Below are 23,112 nucleotides of genomic sequence, written 5' to 3'. Positions count from 1 at the left end.
CGACGCTTTTCGAGTGACGATGGCCGTCATGAAGCTGCTGATGCTCGGAGGAACACGGTTCCTCGGCCGTGCCCTCGTCGACGACGCCCTGGCACGGGGCTGGGAAGTGACAGTGCTCCATCGGGGGCTCACCGGAGCGCCACCACCTGCCGCGGAGGTTCTGTTCGCGGATCGCACCGATCAGCGGGCGATGGTTGAGGCGCTCGGTGATCGTCGATGGGATTTTGTCGTCGACACCTGGTCGGGTAGCCCCCGAGTGGTCGGTGAGAATGCACGCGTCTTGCACGGTCACGTCGACCGGTACGCATACATCTCCAGTGGATCCGTCTACCAATGGGGCTTGCACGTGGACGAGGGCTCGCCGGTGGTTGCCGCATCTGCGACGTCCGATGACTACAGCGATTACGCGTCCGCCAAACGCGGGGCCGAACTCGCTGTCCTGGAATCCTTCCCGGACGCGCTGCTCGCGAGGGCAGGGTTGATCCTCGGCCCGCACGAGGACATCGGGCGGTTGCCGTGGTGGTTGCAGCGCATCGCTGAGGGCGGACGCGTCGTTGCTCCCGGAGCGCCGACCAGACCGTTGCAGTACGTCGATGCCCGCGACATCGCGTTGTTTGTCCTGTCCGGACTGGCGGCCGAAATCAGCGGGACGTACGACGTCATCAGTGCGTCCGGGCACACCACTACCTCCGGGCTCCTCGAGGCGTGCGTGGACGCCACCGGTTCGGGTGCGGAGTTGGTGTGGATCGACGAGGACCGACTTGCAGCAGAGGGAGCGCAACCGTGGACACAACTGCCGTGTTGGGTCCCGCAAGAGGGCGAGTTCGCGGGTTTCCTCGAAGCCGACACTGCCAAGGCGGCGCGGGCAGGGTTGCGGTGCCGTCCCGTCGAAGACACCGTGCGCGATACCTGGGAATGGATGCAACGGGAAACTCTGCCGACCCAGCGGGAGGATCGTGCGGTGCACGGCCTTCCATCCGAGATCGAAAAGGAACTACTCTCCGCCGGAGAGTGAAACGAGTCTGGCCCGGTTCGCATTCGAACCGGGCCAGACTCGTGAAAGACGATCGATCAGGCGTACAGATCGCTGATCTTGGTCTTGTGAGCTTCGTGAATGATGTTGCGCTTGAGCTTGAGCGTCGGCGTCAATTCACCGGTCTCCTGGGTGAAGTCGACCTCGAGGATCGTGTACTTCTTGATCTGCTCGGGGTTGGAGACCTTCTTGTTCGCGTCGGCAACGGCCGAGTCGATCTCGGCGATCAGGTCGGCGTTCTTCACCAGATCTGCGATAGCGGTGCCGGCGGGCAGGCCGTTGCGCTCGACCCAACCGGGCAGAGTCTCCGGATCGAGGGTGATCAGTGCACCGATGAACGGCTGACCGTCGCCGACGACGAGGCACTGGCTGATCAGAGCGTGCGCACGCAGGGAATCCTCGAGGCCTGCCGGTGCAACGTTCTTGCCTCCGGCCGTGACGATGATTTCCTTCTTGCGCCCGGTGATGGAGACGTAGCCCTCGTTGTCGATCGATCCGAGGTCGCCGGTGTGGAACCAGCCGTCGACGATCGATTCGGCCGTCGCCTTGTCGTTGTGCCAGTAGCCGGCGAAGACGACCGGGCCCTGCAGGAGGAGTTCGCCGTCCTCGGCGATCCGTGCTGCATGGCCGTTGATCGGCTTGCCGACGGTGCCGACGCGCTGCGCGCTCGAGGTGTTGACGGTGATTGCGGCGCTGGTCTCGGTGAGTCCGTAGCCCTCGTAGATCGGGATGCCGACGCCGCGGAAGTAGTGGCCGAGACGCGCGCCGAGGGCTGCGCCACCGGAGACTGCACGCTCGCACTCGCCGCCCAGAGCTGCGCGCAACTTCGAGTAGACGAGCTTGTCGAATACCGCATGCTTGAGCTTGAGTGCCAGCCCGGGGCCACCCTTTTCGAGGGACTCGCTGTATTCGATGGCAGTGGCGGCAGCCTTGTCGAAGATGCTGCCCTTACCGCCGTCGACTGCCTTCTGGCGAGCCGAGTTGTACACCTTCTCGAACACGCGCGGTACCGAGAGGATGAAGTTCGGCTTGAAACCGGCGAACTGCTCGAGGAGCGTCGTCAGATCCGACGTGTGCGCGACGGTGACCTTGGCGTCGAAAGCGCCGAAGGAGATCGCTCGCGCGAATACGTGGGCGAGCGGCAGGAACATCAGCGTCTTCTTGCCGGGGACCATCGACTCCGGCATCGCCAGGCGGCAGGCGTTGGACTCGGCGTAGAAGTTGGAGTGCGTCAGCTGGACGCCCTTGGGGCGTCCGGTGGTTCCGGAGGTGTAGATCAGGGTCGCGGGCGAGGCAGCGGTGACCTGGTGACGACGAGTGTGCAGTTCTTCGTCGGTGATTGCCGAACCGCGACTGGACAGCTCGTCGATAGCACCTGACTCGATGACCAGAACCTCGCGGAGGGCTTCTGCACCGTCGGTGACTTCCTTGTGAGTCTCCGCGTGCTTGGCCGTTTCGACGACCAGAAGTGTTGTCGCGGAATCCTCGAGGATCCACTGCGCCTGATCAGGGGAGGAGGTCTCGTAGATCGCGACGGTGCATCCGCCGGCAGTCCAGATGGCGTAGTCGAGAACGACCCACTCGTAGCGAGTTGCTGACAGGATAGCGACGCGGTCGCCGAGCTCGACGCCCGAAGCGATCAGGCCCTTGGCAACTGCGGAGACCTGCTTCGCGAATTCAGCTGCAGTGACGTCGACCCATCCACCGTTCGACGGCCTCTTGAACGGCACGAATGTGGGGTCTTCTTCGGCGTGACGGAACACGGAGTCGGCCATGGATACGTTCTCCGGAATTGAGAACGACTGTGGAACTGAGAACTCGCGCACTATTGACCCCTCCAGTGACTACTGACATTTCTGATGTGCATTGCATCACATTAGTCGTCATTTTGCACTGTCGTTACTATTCGGTAGAACTGGTCGGGCGCTGACCTGCAGTTTAGTGTGACCGCCTGTTTACAGGTACTCAGGCGACGTGTTGGAGCATGCGGCCGTGCACGGACAACCACCGGCGAATTGCGTAGTCCAATCGGTCCGGATCCACTCCGAGTTGCTCTGCAGTAGCTGCAAGGATCTCCGAGGTGTCTCCTGGCAACTCGGTGGTGCCGAGTGTTGCGCTGATGAACGTGTCGGCAGCGGTACCCAGATCGGTGTGTGGAATTCCGGCCAACATCAACAGGTGTGCCCAGGTCACTTCGGAACCGTCTCCGCAGGCGTCCACCCAGGCAAGGTGAACCGCATCGAGAGCGTTGTCGGAATCGGCAGCAGAGAGCAGGTCCTCGACGCTGTTGATCCGCAAGTGATGGAGTTTCTCGGCGACCTGTTGGATGTGACGTGCCTCGATCGGGACACCCGTCGCCGTGTAGCGACGCTTGTACGAGCCGATCTTGCCTGCCCACTGGTCCGAACTCCCGGCTTCCTCGAAGGTGCGGAGTAGTTCGCGTGCGCCGTCCGTGACGGGTTTGTCTTCGCGGGCTTTCCGGTAGGCCAGGTAGCGATCTACGACGGTCACTTCGCTGTGACCCGACGTGGACTGAACGGATTCGATGATGCACAGGGCGAGGCTCTGTCGATAAGCGTCTGACGCAACCCAGGCGGAAGGGTCGCCCAGGCGGTCACGGCACGCAGCTGCGACGGCGTCGACGGTATCGGTCGAGATGGTCACGGTTCCTCCAGAAAGCCGAATTCTTTTTGTTCCATTTGGGCTATCGGCACCGAGGAGCGAAATGTTGCACACATCACAAATTCTCAGAGATCTCTTGGACTGCGCTCAGGCTGGAGGGGTGTCCTCTCAGGCGAGGAAGGTCAGCACTTCGTCGTCGCTGAGTTGATGAAAGTCCTCGAATGCAGCACCGACGCCGCCCAGCAGGGCAGGAACGAAGGGGCAGACGACCCGATCGGCTGAGCACGCGATCACTCTCATTGCTTCAGGGGAGGCAACTGGGACAGCGACGATGACGGAGGCAGCACCCGCGGTGCGCGCGCAGCGGCAGGCAACGGCTGCACTCGCACCCGTGGCCATTCCGTCGTCGACGATCACTGCTGTGCGTCCGTGGAGGGAAACCGGGGTCCGTCCCTCGCGCAGGAGCCGCGCTCGCCGTTCCAATTCGGTTCGTTCGTCGCGTTCGACGGCGGCGAGTTCACTTTTCGAGACGCGAACCGCTGCGATGACGTCGTGATTGAGGACCCGCACGCCACCCTCACCGATGGCGCCCATCGCCAGTTCCGGGTTGTACGGACTGCCGAGCTTGCGCACCACCACGATGTCCAGCGGAGCGTTCAGTGCCGCAGCCACCTCGGCTGCGACCGGTACTCCGCCGCGTGGGAGTCCGAGAACGACAGGCTTGTCGAGACGCAAAGACTCGAGCCGCCCGGCCAGAAATTTGCCGGCGGAAGATCGATCCCGATACTGGGTCACTGCGTTGTCCTCGAGAAGCTCGAACCCCGACCTGTTCGACGCTACCCGCTGCAGGTCACCGCGACGAGACAGTAAACCTCCGCAGCGCGAGAGCGGGATTCTTCTCGCGTACTTCGGCGATGCGAGCGGCCGAAACAGTCGCGGCGGCAACCCCGACCTGCTCGCCCAGTGAACACATCACGACGCCCATCGGGTCGACGATCATGCTGGCACCCGCGCCGCCGCGCGCGCTCTGGTCAGCCGCTGCGATGTACATCGTGTTCTCGATGGCCCGGGCGCGTACGAGAGTGGTCCAGTGGTCTTCCTTGAGTGGCCCGGGCACCCACTGGGCGGGCAGGAGCAGGATGTCCGCGCCGACGTCGACGATGCGCCGGGTGACTTCCGGGAAGCGCAGGTCGTAGCAGGTCTGTAGGCCGAAGGTCAGGCCGTCGCACCCGAAAGTCTGCGGTTCCGTGATGTCGCCGGCACGGATCACGGCCGACTCCTGGTAACCGAATGCGTCGTAGAGATGCAGCTTCCGGTAGGTCGCCACCAGTTCGCCGTTCGGGTCCATCGCGACGAGGGTGTTGGAGATTCTGCTCACGTCGTCGATCCGCTCGTTCATTCCCGCTACGAGGAAGATTCCGAACTCCGCGGCGACCGCCGCCAGTGCCGAACCGAATTCGCCGTCCAGGTCCTCCGCGGACTCGATCAGTCGTTCATCCGTCTTCGGTGCGGTGAACATCGAGTATTCCGGCGCCACGACAACTTTCGCGCCCCGTGCTGCTGCCTCGGAAGCCAGTGATCGCAGTGATTCGAGGTTGGCTTTCTTGTCCGTCCCCGGGGCGAATTGGGCAATCGCGACAACGGTCTGGGCGGGGGTGGCAACGGTGGCTTCGGTCATGCTCCATACGCTAGGCGAAACCCGCTGGGAGGGTGGATCTGTCGTAAATGCACCCCCGGTATGTCGTCGTGTCTATACTCTATCCGCTAAACTGCTGGTCAAATGAGTGATATTGAGCGTGACCCCGAACCCCCAACATTTGCCGACCTCGACATCGATGATCGGGTACTGAAGGCACTGTCAGACGTGGGCTACGAGTCGCCCTCGCCCATTCAGGCTGCCACCATTCCGCCGCTGCTCGAAGGCAAGGACGTCGTCGGTCTCGCACAGACCGGTACCGGCAAGACCGCAGCTTTCGCAGTTCCAGTCCTGTCGCGGATCGACACGTCGATCAAGCAGACCCAGGCGCTGGTGCTTGCTCCCACGCGTGAGCTGGCGCTTCAGGTTGCCGAGGCATTCGGCAAGTACTCCGCGCACATCCCCGGACTCAACGTGCTGCCGATCTACGGTGGCCAGAGCTACGGCGTCCAGCTGTCGGGCCTGCGCCGCGGCGCACACGTCGTCGTCGGTACCCCGGGTCGTGTCATCGACCATCTCGAAAAGGGCACCCTGGATCTGACCAATCTCAAGTACCTCGTTCTCGACGAGGCCGACGAGATGCTCAAGATGGGGTTCCAGGAGGACGTCGAGCGCATCCTCCGCGACACCCCCGGCGACAAGCAGGTCGCCCTGTTCTCCGCAACGATGCCCGGCTCGATTCGCCGGATCTCGAAGCAGTACCTGAACAATCCGGTCGAGATCACCGTCAAGTCCAAGACGTCGACCGCCTCGAACATCACGCAGCGCTACATTCAGGTTGCTCATCAGCGCAAGCTCGATGCACTGACCCGAGTCCTCGAGGTCGAGGCATTCGAGGCGATGATCATCTTCGTCCGTACCAAGCAGGCCACCGAAGACCTGGCGGAGAAGCTGCGGGCCCGCGGGCACTCGGCCGCCGCGATCAACGGCGACATCGTCCAGGCACAGCGTGAGCGGACCATCGGTCAGCTCAAGAACGGCGCCCTCGACATCCTTGTCGCGACCGACGTTGCCGCTCGAGGCCTCGACGTCGATCGAATCTCCCACGTCGTCAACTACGACATCCCGCATGACACGGAGTCGTACGTTCACCGCATCGGTCGTACCGGCCGCGCCGGTCGTCAGGGTGACGCGTTGCTGTTCGTCGCTCCGCGTGAGCGTCATCTGCTCAAGTCCATCGAGAAGGCGACGCGTCAGCCGCTTGCGGAGATGCAGCTTCCCAGTGTCGACGACGTCAACGCCCAGCGCGTGGCCAAGTTCGGTGACTCCATCACCGAGAGCCTGGCCTCGGAGAATCTCGCGATGTTCCGCAAGATGATCGAGGACTACGACCAGGAACACGATGTTCCGCTCATCGACATTGCTGCCGCTCTGGCATTGCAGTCGCGCGACGGCGAAGCATTCTTGCTTTCTCCCGAGCCGCCGGCACCGCCGCGTCGTGAGCGCGAGCCGCGTGAACCGCGTCCCCCTCGTCGTTTCGACGACGGCCCGGCTCCTCGCTCGCGTGGACCCGAGGGCCAGGAGTTGGCCGCATACCGCATTGCAGTCGGCAAGCGTCACCGCGTCGTTCCGGGTGCCATCGTCGGTGCCATCGCCAACGAGGGTGGACTTCGTCGAAGCGACTTCGGGCACATCAGCATTCGCCCGGATCACAGCATCGTCGAGCTGCCGGCCGACCTCTCCAACGAGACTCTCGAAGCTTTGCGTCGCACACGCATCTCCGGCGTCCTGATCCAGTTGCAGCCTGATTTCGGCCCGCCGCAGGGACGTCCGAGTGGCCGTGGCGACCGTGGTGGCCGGGACGATCGCGGTGGACGTGACGACCGCCGCGGTGGCGGACGCGATCGCTACAACGACTGACCTACAGCTTCAACGACTGACATAAAGACTGAAACAGGCGCTGCCCTCCGCGAGGAGGACAGCGCCTGTTTTCTGTGTGGAGGGCAAGGCGCCGCGCGGTATCAGATCGGCGTCGGTGCGAGGGCGCCGTTCTTCCGGGCGTTGGTGTCGAACTGCGTGCGGTACAACTCGGCGTAGCGGCCACCGCGCGCGAGCAGTTCCTCATGGTTGCCGCGCTCGACGATCTGGCCTGCTTCGACGACAAGGATCAGGTCGGCGGAACGGATCGTCGACAACCGGTGAGCGATCACCACCGCAGTCCGCCCGGCGAGTGCTTCGCCGAGTGCTTCCTGAACCGCGGCTTCCGACGTCGAGTCGAGATGCGCGGTGGCCTCGTCCAGGATGACGACGCGAGGCTGGGCCAGGAGCAGTCGTGCGATGGTCAGGCGTTGACGCTCGCCGCCCGAGAGGCGGTAACCGCGTTCACCCACCACGGTCTCCAGTCCGTCGGGCAGCGACGCAACCAGGTCGGTGAGCCGTGCTCGCTCCAGAACCTCGCGCAGATCTTCTTCGGTGGCATCCGGTCGCGCAAGGAGCAGGTTGGATCGAAGGCTCTCGTGGAACAGGTGCCCGTCCTGCGTGACCATGCCGACGGTCTCGCGGATGGAATCGGCACTGAGGTCGCGGACGTCGACGCCGCCCAACTCGACCGAACCGGAGTCGATGTCGTAGAGGCGCGGAATCATCTGCGCCACGGTCGACTTTCCGGCGCCGGACGTGCCGACCAGGGCGACCATCTGCCCTGCTTCCGTGCGGAAAGACAGGTTGTGCAACACGTCCTCGCCGCCGCGGGTGTCGAGGATCGCGACTTCCTCCAGAGAAGCTAGTGACACCTTGTCGGCAGACGGGTAAGCAAAAGTGACGTTCTTGAACTCGACGGACACCGGGCCCTGCGGCACCGTGCGTGCATCGGGCTTCTCGGTGATGAGCGGCGCCAGATCGAGAATCTCGAATACCCGCTCGAAGCTGACCAGGGCGCTCATGACATCGACCCGGGCGCTGGCCAGTGCGGTCAACGGCGAGTACAGCCGCGTCAACAACAATGCCATCGCCACGACGGCGCCTGCGTCCAACTGTCCGCGCAGCGCGTAGAAGCCGCCGAGTCCGTAGACGAGGGCAAGAGCAAGGGCCGAGACCAGCGTCAGCGCTGTGACGAAGACGGACTGCAGCATTGCGGTCCGGACTCCGATGTTGCGCACACGCCTGGCGCGAACCGCGAACTCCGCCGACTCTTGCGACGGGCGGCCGAACAGCTTGACCAGAGTCGCGCCGGGAGCGGAGAACCGCTCCGTCATCTGGGTGCTCATGAGCGAATTATGGTTGGCTGCTTCACGATTGAGTGCTGCAAGTTTTGCGCCCATGCGCCGTGCGGGGATGACGAAGATCGGGAGAAGTAGCAGCGCGAGGACGGTGATCTGCCAGGAGATCCCGAGCATGACGATCAGCGTGATCACCAGGGTGACCAGGTTGCTGACCACTCCGGACAAGGTGTCGCTGAAGGCGCGCTGAGCGCCGATGACGTCGTTGTTGAGACGGCTGACCAGTGCTCCGGTTCGAGTTCTGGTGAAGAACGCGATGGGCATCTTCTGGACGTGATCGAAGACGGTGGTGCGCAGATGCAGGATCAGGTCTTCGCCGATGCTGGCCGAGAGCCACCGGGTCAACAGGCCCAGAGCGGCTTCGAGAAGTGCTACCAGTGCGATCAGGGCGGCAAGTTTGACGACCACGTCGACGGCGTCGCCGCCGACTATCGCGTTGACCACACGCCCGGCCAGGACGGGTGTTGCCACGGCAAGCGCAGCAGTGACGACACTGAGTACGAGGTACCAGCTGAGGTTGCGTTTCTGTGGAACTGCGAACGTCGCGATCCGCTTCAGTGTCGCCTTCGAGAACGGGCGCCGATCTTCTTGCGCGTGCATCGCGTTGTACATCGCGTTCCACGCGGTGACTTCCATACTCATGACTTCGCCCCTCCGGTCGCCGGCCACGAAGATTACGTGGCCGGTACGACACGAAGGTAGAACCTCAACCAAACTTCAGGTCAAGTGCGGCCTCAGCGGGCCACGTCGACCACCACTCGCGGAGGGTCGCTGAGCGTCGTGACCGTGAACGGCTGCTTCTCGGTCACGCCGATGAACGACTGGGTGACTCCCTCGAAGACGTTGGACCCGTTGACCTCGGTCACGACTCCGCCGACGCCGGGGACCGGGTTGGGGCCGGAGTACTGCTCGACTCCGCTGTCGAAGGGATAGGCGGAACCGTCGATCAGGACCTGGATCACTGCGGCACCCTTGATGTCCACGGGCTTACCGCTGCCTTCCTGTGTCGCCGCGTCGACGTACTTGACGCGCCATCCGGGTGTGCCGGTTCCGCCCATTTCGTAGACGACGCGATCGAATCCGTCGTGCTCGCCCACTCGGATGTCGACGACGGTGAGCTTGGATTCGGTGCCCGCAGCCGACGTCTTGTCGGAGCTGTCCGTCGGGACTGGTTCTGTGGTCGACGCTGCTGCACTCGAGGTCGAGGTGACGGCCGAGGTGGCTGCCGTGGGAGTGGTCTCCGCGTCCTGCGAACAGGCAGTCAGGCTCACGCCCACTGCGATGGCAGCGACAGCGGCAAATGATCTCGTCCGGTTCGTTGTCATGACTCGATCGTAGGGCTCGCGTTATCGGGATCCGCGGCGGCGGTGCCCGGAGTTACCTAACCGATATCGCCGTCGACGTAGAGCCACTTGCCTTCTGTTCGCGCAAATCGACTGCGTTCGTGGAGCATTCCCCGCTCGCGCCCGAATGCGTAGTGAGCGCGAAATTCCACGACGCCGTCGGAATCGAACAGCCCGCCCCGTTCGGTGTCCAGGATCTCCAACCGGAGCCATGTCTGGTCGGGGTCGAGATCGAGTTCGGTGGGGCGATGGTCGGGATGCCAAGTCTGCGTGAGATATTCGTCGTCCATCACAGCGAAGGCCGTGTAACGCGAACGCATCAGGGTTTCGGCAGTCGGTGCGTGCGCTTCGCCGCTGATGTACTTTCCGCAGCATTCGGCCAACGCGTTGCCGCTGCCGCACGGGCACGGATCGGTCGGATTGGGTGTGGTGGGGCGGCGCGAAGTCACCGCCCCATTACAGCACGCGAACTCAGACCAGTTTGTGTTCGCGGTTGTCCCAGTACGGTTTGCGGAGGTCGCGCTTGAGGATCTTTCCGGTGGGATTGCGGGGAAGGATCTCGACGACGTCGATACTGGTCGGGCACTTGAACTTTGCGAGGCGTTCCTGTGTGTAGGTGATCAGTTCGGCTTCGTCGATCTGCGCTTCGGCAGTGAGAACCACGACTGCCTTGACGGTTTCACCCCAACGGTCGTCGGGAACGCCGATGACCGCGACCTCGGCGATTGCCGGATGCTCCACCAGTACTCGTTCGATCTCGGGGGAGTAGACGTTCTCGCCGCCGGTGATGATCATGTCCTTGAGGCGGTCCTCGATGAAGACGAAGCCGTCGGAGTCGGCGCGGCCCATGTCGCCGCTACGCAGCCACCCATCTGCGGTAATCGTTTCGGCCGTCGCCTCGGGCTTGCCCAGGTATCCGGGGGTGCACTGTTCGGATCGCCACCACAGTTCGCCGGTCGTTCCGGTGGGCACGTCCTCGAGCGTGACGGGGTCCACCACACGCATCTCGACGCCGGGGATCGCCGTGCCTGCTGATGCCATGCGCTCGACCTGCGACTCGTCGCGGTGAACGTCCGGCATCAACGCGGTAATGACACCTGCCATTTCGGTCATGCCGTAGACCTGGACGAATTCGGTGTCCGGCCAAGCCGCGAGTGCTGCTCGCAACAACGGAAGGGGCATGGGGGCGGCGCCGTAGGTAATGCGTTTGAATGCCTTGAAGGCGGCGACGGCCTGCTCGCCTGCGGCCAGGACTCCGGCAATGACCGGTGGGACGAGAAAGGCGATGTTGGCTCCGGCGGCGAGACCGGCGAAGATCGACGGTCCGTCGGCTTCTCTCGTGAAGTAACAGCGCCCACCGGTGTGAATTGCCATGATGGCGTAGCACGTTCCGCCGACGTGAAACATCGGCATCGCGATCAAGAATCGGTGATCCTCGTGGGCCGGCAGGATTTCGAGCACATTGTTGCTGTGCGCGAACAGGTTTCGATGCGTGAGCTGTACGCCTTTGGGCCGACCGGTCGTCCCGGAACTGTAGAGAACCAGAGCGGTGGCATCGGGGCTCACCTCGGGGCGGGAGTGCAGCGGTGTGACCTCGTCGATCCACGGTTCGAACTCGTCGTGTTCCCCGCCGACGGCGAAGATCGATTCGACGGCCGTCAAGCGGTCGCGCATGGCGACGATCTGGGGGAGTAGTTCGCTGCCGACAAACAGAATGCGAGCGCCACAGTCCGCGAGGACGTAATCCAGCTCTTCGCCCGAAAGTCGCCAGTTGGGAATGACATTCGCGGCGCCGAGCAGTGAGGCGGCGTAGGTGACTTCGAGGCAGGACAGATGATTCTTGTCGACGAACGCGACAGTGTCGCCGGCGCCGATGCCGGATTCAGCGAGGGCGGCGGCGATACGCAAGATGCGGTCTCGCCACTGGGCCCACGTGTATTCGGTCCCTTGGAAGGTCATCGCTGCTTGATCAGGCTTGACCGTCGCCCAGTGCTCTAGCCGATCGAAAATGATTCCAGCGGTGGCGTCGGACATTCGGCCGCCTCTCTCGTGTGATTGGTGTCACAAGATTAATGTGCGCCCGGTCTTCGTATCGCTGTTTCGCGTCAATGCGCACAAGCAGAAAGAGCACATTCCCGCGACCCTGACCGGCTCGGCTGCAGATATCAGGGTGGTCCCCGATGGCGAGCGCGCCCGACACCCGACAGGATGGAACCAACCATTGCGGGCGTCCGTGTTTTCACGGGCGCCCGTCACGCCCACAAGTAGTACCGAAGTGAACAGGAAAGGCGATCATGAGTTCGCACGCCCAGGATGTCGCGGCCCGCGCAGTCGGCCTGTCCAAGACCTACGGCACCGGAGATACCCAGGTGCACGCACTCAGTTCGGTGTCCGCAGATTTCGCCCGCGGTGAGTTCACGGCGATCATGGGGCCGTCCGGTTCCGGTAAGTCGACGCTGATGCATTGCCTCGCCGGTCTGGATTCCGCAAGTTCGGGTTCCGTTCTCATCGGCGACACGGAACTCACGACGCTTTCCGACAAACAGATGACCCAATTACGACGCGATCGCATCGGTTTCGTTTTCCAGGCGTTCAACCTGGTGCCGACGCTGACGGCGCTCGAGAACATCACGTTGCCGCTCGACATCGCGGGACGCAAAGCGGACCAGACCTGGCTGAACAGCGTCCTGACCAAGCTGGGTCTCGGGGATCGCCTCGATCACCGGCCGGGAGAGCTCTCGGGTGGTCAGCAGCAGCGTGTGGCGTGTGCGCGTGCCCTGGCGGGTCAGCCGGAGATCATCTTCGGCGACGAGCCGACCGGAAACCTCGATTCGAAGTCCTCCGGGGAGGTGCTCTCGATCCTGCGGGCGGCCGTCGACGAGTTCAACCAGACCGTGGTGATCGTGACGCACGATCCGCGGGCAGCGGCGTATGCCGACCGGGTGGTGTTCCTCGCGGACGGCAAGATCGTCGACGAATTGCGCGAGCCTACGGCGGATTCGGTCCTCGACCGGATGAAGCGTCTGGACGCTCCGCAGGCGGTCGTGAACGTGGAAGCCGGGGCTTGAGCACATGGCTTCGGTAAGCAACTCGCCGATGCGCAAGGTTTCCCTGCGCAACTTGGCGGCACACAAGGTGCGACTTGCGCTGACGGTTCTCTCCGTGGTGCTTGGCACGGCTTTTGTCGCGGGGTCGTTCGTTTTCACCGACACCCTCCAGAAGACTTTCGATTCGATCTTCGAGAACACCGCCCAGGGCGTCGACGTCCGGGTATCGATGGAAGAACGCAACACCAGTGGTGTTCCGGTGGAGGATGTCGACAAACTTGCGGCGGTCGACGGCGTCCGAGCGGTAGCCCCGGCCGTCAGTGGACAGATCGTCCTGATCAACGCAGACGGCGGCGCTGTTCAGACCGGCGGCGCGCCGAGTATCGGGCAGTCCTACCTACCGCCGGGCCAGGCGATTGCCGAACCCGACACCTTCGTCGAGGGCGCGCCTCCGACGCAGACCGGTCAGGTCGCGCTGAACACCAGCGCCGCCGAGCGAGCCGGACTGAAGGTGGGGGACTCCGCCAAGGTTCTGGCACCGGCCCGCGGAATCGTGGACGTGACGTTGTCCGGCATCTATGAGGGGGCGGGTAGTGACACCGGCGGGTTCATCGGCGCGCTCTTCACCGACGAGCAGGCCCGTGGACTCTTCACCGACGGCCAACACGTCGAGTACATCGACGTCGCGGGCGACGGGGTGTCGCAGACGGAACTACAGCAACGCGTCGAGCAGGTTTTCCCCGATCTCAAGGTGCAGACCGGCGACCAGGTTCGTGAGGAGACCAAGGCCGAGGTCGACTCGGCGCTGAGCTTCATCAACTACTTCCTGTTGGCGTTCGGCGCGATTGCTCTGCTCGTCGGAACGTTCATCATCTACAACACCTTCTCGATGATCGTGGCGCAGCGTCTTCGTGAGCTGGCGCTGCTGCGTGCGATCGGTGCGAGCCGAGCGCAGGTCGGCCGTTCGGTGGTCACCGAGGCGCTCGTGGTCGGACTCATCGGCAGCATCATCGGTCTGCTCGGCGGTATCGGTCTCGCCTACGGATTGCGCAGTCTGCTCAACACATTCGACGTCGGTCTGCCGGAAGGCCCGCTCCAGGTGGGTGCCCGCACGATCATCGTCGCGTTGGTGGTCGGCGTCGTCGTCACGACGCTCAGCGCTTACGCCCCGGCTCGTCGTGCGTCGAAGATCCCGCCGGTAGCGGCCATGCGTGAGGAGTTCGCCTCTACCGGTGACTCACTGCGAGTGCGGACGTTGATCGGTGCGATTCTCGGCGTGATCGGTGTGGCACTGCTCGTGTTCGGCTCTCGCGGTACCGGCGGCGGCGCGGCGCTGATCGTCGGTCTCGGTGCGTTCTCGTTGATCATCGCGGTTCTTCTCGGGGCTCCGGCGCTGTCGCGGCCGATCGTCGGCGCGCTCGGTGCCGTGTTCGCCAAGCCGTTCGGCGCCATCGGGCGATTGGCTCGTACCAATGCGGTGCGTAATCCTCGCCGCACGGCCGCAACGGCATTCGCGCTGACTCTCGGTCTCATGCTGGTGACGGTCATCGGAGTGTTCGGTTCCTCGGCCAAGGCGAGCATCAATGCTCTTGTGGACGTGGGTGTCTCGGCCGACTACATCCTGACCGGTCCCAACGCGATCGGTGTGCCGCGAGGTGCGGCCGACGCGGTCCGGCAGGTACCCGACGTACAGAGCGCGACGTCCTTGCACGGGGTGCGCGCGAAGGTCGACGGTGAGGACGAGCAGGGTGCTTCGTTCGACGGACCGATCGAAGGCGTGCTCGAGTACAAGATCCTCGAGGGCACGGTCGATCTGACCGGCAACAACATGCTCGTCTCGAAGTCGACTGCGGATGACAAGGGCTGGACTGTCGGCTCGACCCAGACGTTGACCGGTCCTGGCGGCGTCGAGTACCAGACCGTTGTCGCGGGAGTGTTCGAGGACAACCAGCTGATCGGCTCGTGGATCGTCTCGGACGAGGCGTACCGGAAACTGATGCCGGCCGAGAGTCTCCCGGACTTCGTGGTGCTGGTGAAGGCGAAGCCGGGTGCGGATCTGACCACGCTGCGATCCGAGCTGGAAACGGCCACGGAGAAGTACGTCGTCGTCCAGGTGCAGGATCGTGAGGAGTTCAAGGGAACTCAGGGCCAGCAGATCAACACCTTGTTGGCGATCCTCTACGGACTGCTTGCACTCGCGGTCGTGATCGCAATCCTGGGCATCATCAACACCTTGGCACTGTCGGTGGTCGAGCGGCGACGAGAAATCGGAATGCTGCGAGCTGTCGGCATGCAGCGCGGACAGATGCGACGCACGATCTACCTCGAGTCGGTGCTCATCGCGGTGTACGGCGCGGCGGTCGGAGTTGTTCTCGGCATCGCGTTCGGTTGGGCCTTCGTGAGCACTCTCGCGGATCAGGGCCTCGACAAGATCACGATCCCGTGGGGTCAGGTGGTCGGAATGCTGATCGGCTCGGGTGTGGTCGGTGTCTTGGCGGCGCTGTGGCCGGCCAACCGAGCGGCCAAGACGAAGCCGCTGGAGGCGATTGCAGACATGTAGGGCCTTCGGCCCCGTGCGCACTTTTGGTAGCGGAAGCAGCCGAAAGTGCGCACGGTACCGTTGCCACATGAGCACCCTTCAAGAAGTCGGCGAACGTGAATCCTGGCGCTGCTGGCTGTGTGACGAACCGGTCGATCCCGACATGTCCGTCAACGATCCGCGCGGCCCGAGTATCGACAGCATCAACACCGCGAAAAAGGGTGGCAAGACCAAAGGTGGCGTCGAACGCTTGGCGCACCGCGCGTGCAACACCAAGAAGGGTGCGGTCAAACCTGTTGTGGAGTGGCCGGATCGGCTGTTCGTCGTGGATCCAGCTCCGATCATCGGGGTCGTGGAGCAACTCGAGCGCAAGGGTGGCCGCGTCGCCGTCGCTCGCTGCCCCGGCAAAGACGACGCCCAGGAAGCGTCGGACTGGCTGATCGATCGGTTGTCACGTTTGGCTCCGTCGCTGAACGTGGAAACGAGCATCGACGCCGCGGGCGGGGGTTACCTGTTGGTCCTCAAAACCGTGTAGAAGGTCGGCCCTGAGTGCCGTCTTTCGCGGTACCTGTTCCGCCTCCATGGTCGTCGGGGTACGGTCGAACCGAACATGAATCCGGTTTCGAGTGCGAAGGAATCCCGATGAACCTGGCATTGACCGACGAGGAACTAGCGTTCCGCGACGAGATGCGGACGTTCTTCCGTACGCAAATCCCCGCGGACATCAGGGAGGCGTACGCCCACGGCGAGGAGTTGGGGCGCGACCGTATGGTCGAGGCGCAGCAGATCCTCAATGCTCACGGTCTGGCGGTACCGCACTGGCCGGTCGAGTGGGGCGGCAAGGACTGGACCCCGGTCCAGCACAACATCTGGCTCGACGAACTTCAGCTTGCGTCGGTCCCCGAACCGTTGGCGTTCAACGCCAACATGGTCGGTCCGGTCATCGCAGCCTTCGGCTCGCAGGAGCAGAAGGAGAAGTTCCTTCCCGCGACCGCGAACCTCGACATCTGGTGGTGCCAGGGATTCTCCGAACCCGAGGCCGGCTCCGACCTCGCTTCGCTCAAGACCCGCGCGGTCCGCGACGGCGACGACTGGGTCATCAACGGTCAGAAGACCTGGACGACGCTGGGACAGTACGCCGACTGGATCTTCTGCCTCGTGCGTACCAATCCCGATGCGCCCAAGCGCCAGGCAGGTATCTCGTTCATTCTGGTCGACCTGAAGACGCCTGGAGTCACGGTCCGCCCGATCAAGCTGATCGACGGCGGCTACGAGGTCAACGAAGTGTTCTTCGAGGACGTCCGCGTTCCGGGAGAGAACCTGGTCGGTGAAGAGAACCAGGGCTGGGGCTACGCCAAGTTCCTGCTCGGCAACGAGCGCACCGGTGTCACCCGCGTCGGTTTCTCGAAGGTTCGTCTGGCCCAGGCCAAGGCCCGCGCTGCCGAGGTCAAGGTCGGTAGCGGGACCCTGCTCGAAGATCCGCTCTTCGCTGCTCGCCTCGCCGAACTCGAAAACGAATTGCTTGCCCTCGAGCTCACTCAGCTCCGGGTGGTCGCCAGTTCCGCTGACGGCCAGCCGAACCCGGCGTCGTCTCTGCTCAAGCTTCGTGGCTCCGAATTGCAGCAGGCGAGCGTCGAATTGCTGATGGACGTGGCCGGCCCTGATTCACTGCCGTACGACGCGGGCAGCGACATCGCCTCCGCGAGCTGGGCGCAGCACACTGCCCCGACGTACCTGAACTACCGCAAGGTATCCATCTACAGCGGATCGAGCGAAGTGCAGCGCAGCATCATCGCCTCCTCGATCCTCGGATTGTGAGGCGTGGCATGGACTTCGAACTGAACGACGAACAGAAGCTTCTCCGCGACACCACCAAGGACCTCCTCTCGCGTAGCTACGACGCCGAAAAGCGCAACGCGATCATCGACTCCGATCCAGGGTGGAGTCCGCAGGTCTGGAAGCAGTTGGCCGAGGTCGGCTTGCTCGGCCTGACGTTCTCCGAGGACGACGGCGGCATGGACGCGGGCCCGGTGGAGATCGGTGCGGTCATGACCGAGATCGGTCGACGCTTGGCACCCGAACCGTTACTCGACGCGGTCGTGACGCCGGGCGGGCTCATAGCCGAAGGCGGCAGTGCAGAGCAGCGCTCGTCGATTCTTCCCGGAGTGTCCGAGGGCACCACGTTCCTCGCGTTCGCCGATCAGGAACCCGGAATCCGTTGGCCGGCAACCGAACGGGCCACCGCGGCGGCCCAGGTCGACGGCGGCTGGACCGTCACCGGCATCAAGAATCCGGTCGGGCACGGCGCGACGGCGGACATCCTCGTCGTGAGCGCTGCGCTCCCGGATGGCGGCGTCGGACTGTTCCTCGTCAAGAGTGATGCCTCGGGCTTGGTACGCAAGTCCTACGCCACTCACGACGGTTTGCGCGGGGCGCAGATCGAGTTCACCGATACTCCCGCCGAAGCGCTCGGTGAGGGCGGAGACGCTTCTGCTCTGATCCAGGCCGCACAGATCCGTGAGCAGGCCGCGCTGTGCGCCGAGGCTGTCGGAGCAATGGAAGAGGCGCTGCGTCTGACCACCGAATACCTCAAGACGCGTAAGCAATTCGGTGTTCCGCTCGCAAAGTTCCAGACATTGACGCATCGTGCCGCCGATCTGTACGTCTCGCTCGAGTTGGCGCGCAGCATGAGTCTGTACGCAACGATGTCCCTTGCCGACGGCGTCGTGGATCCGGTGATCGCTTCGCGGGTGAAGTTGCAGATCGGGCGCTCGGCTCGGCTCATCGGCCAGGAAGCGATCCAGATGCACGGTGGTATCGGTATGACCGCCGAATACCCGGTGGGTCATTACGTGAGTCGCCTCGTCGCCATCGAGCACACCCTCGGCAGCACCGAAGACCATCTCCGGGTGTTGGCCGCCGGCGTGGCTGATCACGAGATGGTCAGCGTCGTCTGATCTTTCACGATCAACCGAAGGGTCGCATTCCGTTCGCGGAGTGCGACCCTTCGTCGTTCAGCGGTGAGAGCGTAAGACGTCCAAGCGGAGTCGACGCTGCTCGATGTTGACCGCACTGTCGGTGAACGCTTGTTGCCAGCCGGGGTCGCTCGTTCTGGACGCGGCGCTGCGGAGCAGTGGTATCGCCTCGAAAGGGAAGCGCGCCTGCACGCTTCGCAGAGTGGAAAAGTGACTGTGTCGCGAGTGAATGCCCAAGTCCTCACCCGTCGCAGCATGCTCCATCGCTTCGTTCTCCAAGGCGTTCAACAACTTTTTGGCGACGGCCAGGGGCCATGGACGGTCGATGCCGTCGAGTAGTGCGCTGCCGTCGACGCCCAAAAGGTATTCGTCCGCGTGGCCGGCGACGATGTATTCGACGCGCTCGCGTGGGTCCGCGATGGCGACGATTCTCCGGTCGGTCGTGCGCCCGTCCCGCTCCAGAAATGCCGACGCCCACGCTGTGTTCTTCTGAAGAACTGTTGCAGCAGTCCATGATTCGATCATCACGGTGCGCCATTGCTTCTCGATGGGGATGGTGAGGGCCTCGCGTGGCGAACCGGCCATCGATTCCCACAGCGTCAGTGGAGTGGCGGTCACGACTTGCCGTAACCACCAGCGCCGGATGCCTTTGTTCTTGTAGTGGACGTCTTCGATGCCGTCACGAAATGCGAGGTCGTCGAGCGAGCCCGGCAATCGGACGGCAAGGCGCGGTCGCAACGGCTTCGTCTCGAGCCGGACCCACGACTTAGCTCGAGTAGCCATGCGAGAGGCAAAAGGAGATCGGGGGAGTTGCCGTAGTAGTTGAATTGCACGGTCACGAACCCGCACGGCTGGATCGTCGAGTGCACGCTCGAGGAGGGTGTGATCGTGTTCACCCAGTCCGACCTCGAGGTGATCGAGGAAGTGCAGGCGGTTTGCGGTGGGCTCGTCGTCCCAGGCGATCTCGAGCTCCTCGCTCGCCAGTTCCGGGTCGACCGTACGTATGTAATCGAACCAGGCCGTACGGTCGTTCGGATCGGGCGATAGCCACAGTTCGTCCCGGCGTGACCCGATCCGCCGCAATTGGGCCCAATCGGGATTCTGCTCCGCCAGGTACTGCCCGCGTCGACCGGCGAGGCGAAGGAGCGCCTCGCGGTGCTCGGGATACTTCAGCGCGGCTTCCATGAAGAGCGGAACACTGGCCGCGGGCGCGAGGAATCCGCGTTGGTCGGCCATCGCGAACCATTCCGCGAGAGTCCAGGAACGTACCTGCAACAACGACTGGAGTTGTTCGATCGCGAGATCGGGAAGTAGTGGTTGAACCGCTGGAGGAGTCCGCGGTGCGCGCGAGTGACCTGCTTGCGCGTCTGATCGCAGGGAGGTCACCCGCCTACGGTATGGCAGAGGTGCGTCGGCTTCGGGAGCAGGGGTCGGGCGCGTGTCGGCAGATTCTGGAACAGTGGTAACCGGCACCCAGCAGGAGGCGTGAGATGACGGATGGCCGTGAGATGGCAGACGGAAATGGCGACGTCTTTGTCGTGGCGTCGGTGACCGAACGGCGAACGCTCATCTCCACCCGAGTCAGGGAGTGGTGTGCGGCGGGGACCGTCGAGTCGAACCGGCCGGAGTTGTCCGATGATGTCGCATTGCTGATCGCCGGCGGCTATGCGGACGAGTCGACGCGGTCGATCCTGGCGAACCGGCGCAGTGTCGGACGTTCGTTCCCCGAGATCGGCGGCTTTTCGGAGTTGAGGTATCTCACCGAGGAGCTGGCCCGCACCAGGCGTCGACTGCTCGCGACACGCATCGGTCCCGTTCAGGTTGTCCTCGAACGGCGGGTGCAGACGCTGGACAAGCGCGTTCAGTCGATGCGATCGGCGATCGTGCATTCCAATCGTCATTTCGCGAGCAGCGTCCGTGCCATCCGCAAGGATCGCCGCGACGGTCTCCATCTCGACGTCGAGCAGCGCGAGGCTCTCTTTGCCGGGCTCACCCGCACGCCGGTTCCGGCCAAGCTGCCGGTGGGTCTCGGTGTCGTGGCCAGCAGTGGAAACGCAGCACTCGACAAACTCGCCGCCCAGTTCGGGAAGGTCCAGGGAACCGGTGTCATCGCCGATGCCGGAAGACGTATCGCGGAAGTCCTCGACGGACTGGTCGATTCCGAACCCGAAGGACGCGCCGGTGAGTACGACGCACTGCTTTACCTAGCCGGGAATCTTTTCGACCGGATCGAGAGTTCCAGCGCGTGGCATTCCGATCACTTCGTCATTCAACGTAATCAACTGGACTTGGCAGACGAGATCACGCAGATCGCGGTCGATACCGTAGCGCTGCGTTCGATACTCGCAGAGCTGGACGACGCGGCTGCGCTGGCACGCGACGAGGGAACGCGAGCCGGAATCGCTTCGCGAAGGGAAGCGCTCGGCACGGTCTGGGACCAGCTGGTCGAGCGCGTCGCGGCGCTCGCGCGGATCGGTGACCTGGTCGCACGGGCCGAGGATCAGTTGAGTTCGCAGCGTGCGGTTGCGCATGCAGCGAGCCTCGACAGCCGGATCGACGACCTCCTCGCGCGCTCTGGTTCACGTGAACTTTCGGCTGCCAACACGCACTACGTCGGGGATCAATTCGACGGTGTGGAAGAACTGATGTTCGCTCACCGGGCGGCTCTTTACGGGGACATTGCACTGCTGACCTCCGGGAACGAGCGTCGGGCGCCGTAGTCAGGCTGTCGCCGGAGCTGTAAGGTCGAAGGTACTGACCGGCCGCACGATCGAAGAACAGGCCGAGAATTCGCTCTTTGCTCGACCCCGATGCCGATCCGGTGATGCGGGCGTACCCGCTCGAGACAGGTCGATCATGGAAGACACCGCAAGCCGCGGCATCAATGCGTTCATTTCCGAAGCTACGCAGCGTGGGGGCAAGGCTGTCCGCCTCACGCACTCACGTCGTAATCCCGTCGAGGTGACGGGCGCAGACGGCATCAGCCGAATCGTCCGAGTGCGTTCAAAGCTCGACGGTGACTGGCAGGCCAGGCGTCAGGACGAGTCGCTCGAGAGCGACGACACGCGCTCCGAGTTCTGGGTATTCGTCGACCTGGCTGCAGACCCGCACGAGTTCTTCATGCTGCCCTCCAACGAGGTCGCGGACGACATCCGTGCCGAGGTCGACCTGTGGATCATGGACAGCCCCGGACGCAATCGCACCGGACATCACGCGATTCCGCGCGGACGCGTCGTACACGGTCACGATCGTTGGGATGCGCTGGGCCTGGCCGCGGTCAAGGATCCGAGCATTTACGTGGAGGCCCCGGTTGCGACCAAGCGCAAGACGTCGCCGGTCGCCGCGAAGAAGCGTCGCGCCAGCGGTGTCGAGGAGATCGAAGTTGTCGACAATCGCCTCGAGATGACGGCTGATTGCCATGGATACCGCTGGGTCGGACGCTTCGACGAAAGCACCGAGGTCGTCGAGATCATGCGCGGACCGATGGAAGGCCGCCGATTCCCTGATCCGACCGCGGCCGCCAATGCCGTGACCGGTCACATTTCAGGCGACACCGAGAGCCATGACGGCTGGTCGTTCTGGACGATCAACAACACGGCCCTCGGCGCTCATCTCAAAACTGCCTGATTTCAGGCGCCGACTGCCGCCGACACCCGTTCGAGAGTGTCCAGTTCATTCGACGACAGCACCAGATTCGGGGCGTCCAGTAGCGCCGGGAGCTGCTCCGGCCGGCTGACGCTCGCGATCGGTGCGGTGATGCCAGGTCGAGTCAGCAGCCAGGCCAGCGCGACGGTCGAGATCTCGCTGTCGTGTGCCTGCGCGATTGTTGCCAGTTCCGCGACGACGTCGAGTCCGGCGTCGCTGAAGTATCCGGCGGTCAGCCGTTCGCGGGAGCTGCCTTCGATGTCCGCGCGGGTCTTGTACTTTCCGGTCAGGAAGCCGGAAGCGAGAGCGAAGTACGGGAAGACGCTGATGTTGTTGTCGGTGGCGATCTGCGCGAGTTCGGGTTCGTACGACTTGCGGTGCACCAGGTTGTAGTGCGGTTGCAGCGCGATGGGCGCGGCGTAACCGTTCTCCTCGGTGATCCGCAGCCACTCCCGGACGCGGTCGGGGCTGTAGTTGGAGATTCCGAGATAGCGAACCTTGCCCGCGACGACCAACGCATTGAAGGCTTCGAGAGTTTCCTCGAGCGGAGTCTGCGGGTCGTCGAAATGTGCGTAGTACAGGTCGATGCAGTCCGTCTGCAGGCGCTGCAGCGACGCCTCAGCTGCGGCCGCGATGTTGTCGGCCTTCAGTCCCTTGAAATCGGGATGGCTACCCACCTTGGTGGCGACGACGATGTCGTTCTGCAGTCCCCGATCGGTGATCCATTTCCCGATGATCGTTTCGGATTCCCCGCCGGAATTGCCGGGAGCCGACGCCGTGTACGAGTCGGAGGTGTCGATGAAGTTTGCACCGGCTTCGGCGAACGAGTCGAGGATCTCGAAGGACGTCTTCTCGTCTGCTGTCCATCCGAAAGGGTTGCCGCCCAAGCTAAGTCGGAAGATGTCGAGGTCCGAATTTCCGATGATCGCCACTGTGTGGAACTCCCGTCGATGAAGGTGGTCGCTGCATCCCGCACCGTACCCTCTCACGGCGC

General features: G+C 63.6%; 19 protein-coding genes. 9 read left to right on the top strand and 10 right to left on the bottom strand.

All coding sequences use genetic code 11. The annotated features are described in order from the left end of the window. The first annotated feature begins 28 nt into the window (after window positions 1-28). On the top strand, window positions 29-1,015 hold the full coding sequence (locus GJB56_RS12965; protein WP_230091186.1) for an NAD-dependent epimerase/dehydratase family protein: 987 nt from the start codon (window positions 29-31) through the stop codon (window positions 1,013-1,015). A gap of 56 nt (window positions 1,016-1,071) precedes the next feature. On the opposite strand, the gene GJB56_RS12960 is transcribed toward GJB56_RS12965, so the two are convergent. The 4 genes from GJB56_RS12960 to GJB56_RS12945 form a co-directional block, all read right to left on the bottom strand. Next, complete coding sequence (locus GJB56_RS12960) at window positions 1,072-2,859, bottom strand: AMP-dependent synthetase/ligase (RefSeq protein ID WP_019749307.1); 1,788 nt, start codon at window positions 2,857-2,859, stop codon at window positions 1,072-1,074. 139 nt (window positions 2,860-2,998) lie between these two features. After that, window positions 2,999-3,697 (bottom strand): hypothetical protein, encoded by a 699-nt coding sequence (locus GJB56_RS12955; protein ID WP_019749306.1) that lies wholly within the window; start codon window positions 3,695-3,697, stop codon window positions 2,999-3,001. Between the two features lie 126 nt (window positions 3,698-3,823). Beyond that, entirely contained in the window at window positions 3,824-4,450 is a 627-nt protein-coding gene (locus GJB56_RS12950; protein WP_029255786.1) for a phosphoribosyltransferase, read from the bottom strand. 55 nt (window positions 4,451-4,505) lie between these two features. After that, entirely contained in the window at window positions 4,506-5,333 is an 828-nt protein-coding gene (locus GJB56_RS12945; RefSeq protein WP_113683128.1) for a carbon-nitrogen hydrolase family protein, read from the bottom strand. Between the two features lie 102 nt (window positions 5,334-5,435). On the opposite strand from GJB56_RS12945, the gene GJB56_RS12940 reads away from it, so the two are divergent. Further along, window positions 5,436-7,211, top strand: coding sequence for a DEAD/DEAH box helicase (locus tag GJB56_RS12940; protein ID WP_003945121.1), 1,776 nt, complete (start codon window positions 5,436-5,438; stop codon window positions 7,209-7,211). Between the two features lie 101 nt (window positions 7,212-7,312). Here GJB56_RS12940 and GJB56_RS12935 read toward each other — a convergent pair whose 3' ends face one another. The 4 genes from GJB56_RS12935 to GJB56_RS12920 all read right to left on the bottom strand — a co-directional run bounded on the left by GJB56_RS12935 (window position 7,313) and on the right by GJB56_RS12920 (window position 11,946). After that, window positions 7,313-9,211 (bottom strand): ABC transporter ATP-binding protein, encoded by a 1,899-nt coding sequence (locus GJB56_RS12935; protein WP_113683127.1) that lies wholly within the window; start codon window positions 9,209-9,211, stop codon window positions 7,313-7,315. Window positions 9,212-9,303: 92 nt separating this feature from the next. Next, entirely contained in the window at window positions 9,304-9,894 is a 591-nt protein-coding gene (locus GJB56_RS12930) for an AMIN-like domain-containing (lipo)protein (RefSeq protein ID WP_019749302.1), read from the bottom strand. A gap of 56 nt (window positions 9,895-9,950) precedes the next feature. After that, window positions 9,951-10,361 carry a YchJ family protein gene (locus tag GJB56_RS12925; protein ID WP_113683126.1) on the bottom strand — a complete coding sequence of 137 codons (411 nt, stop codon included), beginning with the start codon at window positions 10,359-10,361 and terminating at the stop codon, window positions 9,951-9,953. 22 nt (window positions 10,362-10,383) lie between these two features. Beyond that, window positions 10,384-11,946: a long-chain-fatty-acid--CoA ligase gene (locus GJB56_RS12920; protein ID WP_020908422.1), complete on the bottom strand. Its 1,563-nt coding sequence runs from the start codon at window positions 11,944-11,946 to the stop codon at window positions 10,384-10,386. Window positions 11,947-12,206: 260 nt separating this feature from the next. On the opposite strand from GJB56_RS12920, the gene GJB56_RS12915 reads away from it, so the two are divergent. From GJB56_RS12915 to GJB56_RS12895, 5 genes are all read left to right on the top strand, one after another. Continuing rightward, on the top strand, window positions 12,207-12,980 hold the full coding sequence (locus tag GJB56_RS12915) for an ABC transporter ATP-binding protein (RefSeq protein WP_092763254.1): 774 nt from the start codon (window positions 12,207-12,209) through the stop codon (window positions 12,978-12,980). Between the two features lie 4 nt (window positions 12,981-12,984). Further along, a complete protein-coding gene (locus GJB56_RS12910; RefSeq protein ID WP_019749299.1) occupies window positions 12,985-15,519 on the top strand; it encodes an ABC transporter permease in 2,535 nt (844 codons plus the stop codon). A gap of 67 nt (window positions 15,520-15,586) precedes the next feature. Next, window positions 15,587-16,033: a hypothetical protein gene (locus tag GJB56_RS12905; RefSeq protein WP_020970172.1), complete on the top strand. Its 447-nt coding sequence runs from the start codon at window positions 15,587-15,589 to the stop codon at window positions 16,031-16,033. A gap of 107 nt (window positions 16,034-16,140) precedes the next feature. Continuing rightward, window positions 16,141-17,316 carry an acyl-CoA dehydrogenase family protein gene (locus GJB56_RS12900; RefSeq protein WP_113683125.1) on the top strand — a complete coding sequence of 392 codons (1,176 nt, stop codon included), beginning with the start codon at window positions 16,141-16,143 and terminating at the stop codon, window positions 17,314-17,316. A gap of 8 nt (window positions 17,317-17,324) precedes the next feature. Further along, window positions 17,325-18,455 (top strand): acyl-CoA dehydrogenase family protein, encoded by a 1,131-nt coding sequence (locus tag GJB56_RS12895; protein ID WP_113683124.1) that lies wholly within the window; start codon window positions 17,325-17,327, stop codon window positions 18,453-18,455. Between the two features lie 57 nt (window positions 18,456-18,512). On the opposite strand, the gene GJB56_RS12890 is transcribed toward GJB56_RS12895, so the two are convergent. Then, entirely contained in the window at window positions 18,513-19,859 is a 1,347-nt protein-coding gene (locus tag GJB56_RS12890; RefSeq protein ID WP_113683123.1) for a DUF5691 domain-containing protein, read from the bottom strand. A 104-nt stretch (window positions 19,860-19,963) separates the two neighbouring features. On the opposite strand from GJB56_RS12890, the gene GJB56_RS12885 reads away from it, so the two are divergent. Both GJB56_RS12885 and GJB56_RS12880 read left to right on the top strand, forming a co-directional pair. Beyond that, window positions 19,964-21,193 carry a hypothetical protein gene (locus GJB56_RS12885; protein ID WP_113683122.1) on the top strand — a complete coding sequence of 410 codons (1,230 nt, stop codon included), beginning with the start codon at window positions 19,964-19,966 and terminating at the stop codon, window positions 21,191-21,193. A gap of 136 nt (window positions 21,194-21,329) precedes the next feature. After that, window positions 21,330-22,100 carry a hypothetical protein gene (locus tag GJB56_RS12880; RefSeq protein WP_019749294.1) on the top strand — a complete coding sequence of 257 codons (771 nt, stop codon included), beginning with the start codon at window positions 21,330-21,332 and terminating at the stop codon, window positions 22,098-22,100. A 2-nt stretch (window positions 22,101-22,102) separates the two neighbouring features. Here GJB56_RS12880 and GJB56_RS12875 read toward each other — a convergent pair whose 3' ends face one another. Then, window positions 22,103-23,050, bottom strand: a complete 948-nt coding sequence (locus GJB56_RS12875) for an aldo/keto reductase (protein ID WP_007732210.1) — start codon at window positions 23,048-23,050, stop codon at window positions 22,103-22,105. Window positions 23,051-23,112: the final 62 nt, after the last annotated feature.

Source organism: Rhodococcus sp. AQ5-07 (assembly GCF_009707305.1).
GTDB lineage: Bacteria > Actinomycetota > Actinomycetes > Mycobacteriales > Mycobacteriaceae > Rhodococcus_F > Rhodococcus_F erythropolis.
This window is presented reverse-complemented; position numbering and strand designations above follow the sequence as displayed.

Excerpts from the sequence above, each read along its gene's own strand:
- GJB56_RS12930 (WP_019749302.1), bottom strand. The coding sequence starts at position 9,894 with ATGACAACGAACCGGACGAGATCATTTGCCGCTGTCGCTGCCATCGCA.
- GJB56_RS12940 (WP_003945121.1), top strand. The coding sequence starts at position 5,436 with ATGAGTGATATTGAGCGTGACCCCGAACCCCCAACATTTGCCGACCTC.
- GJB56_RS12965 (WP_230091186.1), top strand. The coding sequence starts at position 29 with ATGAAGCTGCTGATGCTCGGAGGAACACGGTTCCTCGGCCGTGCCCTC.
- GJB56_RS12905 (WP_020970172.1), top strand. The coding sequence starts at position 15,587 with ATGAGCACCCTTCAAGAAGTCGGCGAACGTGAATCCTGGCGCTGCTGG.
- GJB56_RS12945 (WP_113683128.1), bottom strand. The coding sequence starts at position 5,333 with ATGACCGAAGCCACCGTTGCCACCCCCGCCCAGACCGTTGTCGCGATT.
- GJB56_RS12935 (WP_113683127.1), bottom strand. The coding sequence starts at position 9,211 with ATGAGTATGGAAGTCACCGCGTGGAACGCGATGTACAACGCGATGCAC.
- GJB56_RS12895 (WP_113683124.1), top strand. The coding sequence starts at position 17,325 with ATGGACTTCGAACTGAACGACGAACAGAAGCTTCTCCGCGACACCACC.
- GJB56_RS12885 (WP_113683122.1), top strand. The coding sequence starts at position 19,964 with ATGACGGATGGCCGTGAGATGGCAGACGGAAATGGCGACGTCTTTGTC.
- GJB56_RS12880 (WP_019749294.1), top strand. The coding sequence starts at position 21,330 with ATGGAAGACACCGCAAGCCGCGGCATCAATGCGTTCATTTCCGAAGCT.
- GJB56_RS12920 (WP_020908422.1), bottom strand. The coding sequence starts at position 11,946 with ATGTCCGACGCCACCGCTGGAATCATTTTCGATCGGCTAGAGCACTGG.
- GJB56_RS12910 (WP_019749299.1), top strand. The coding sequence starts at position 12,985 with ATGGCTTCGGTAAGCAACTCGCCGATGCGCAAGGTTTCCCTGCGCAAC.
- GJB56_RS12915 (WP_092763254.1), top strand. The coding sequence starts at position 12,207 with ATGAGTTCGCACGCCCAGGATGTCGCGGCCCGCGCAGTCGGCCTGTCC.
- GJB56_RS12900 (WP_113683125.1), top strand. The coding sequence starts at position 16,141 with ATGAACCTGGCATTGACCGACGAGGAACTAGCGTTCCGCGACGAGATG.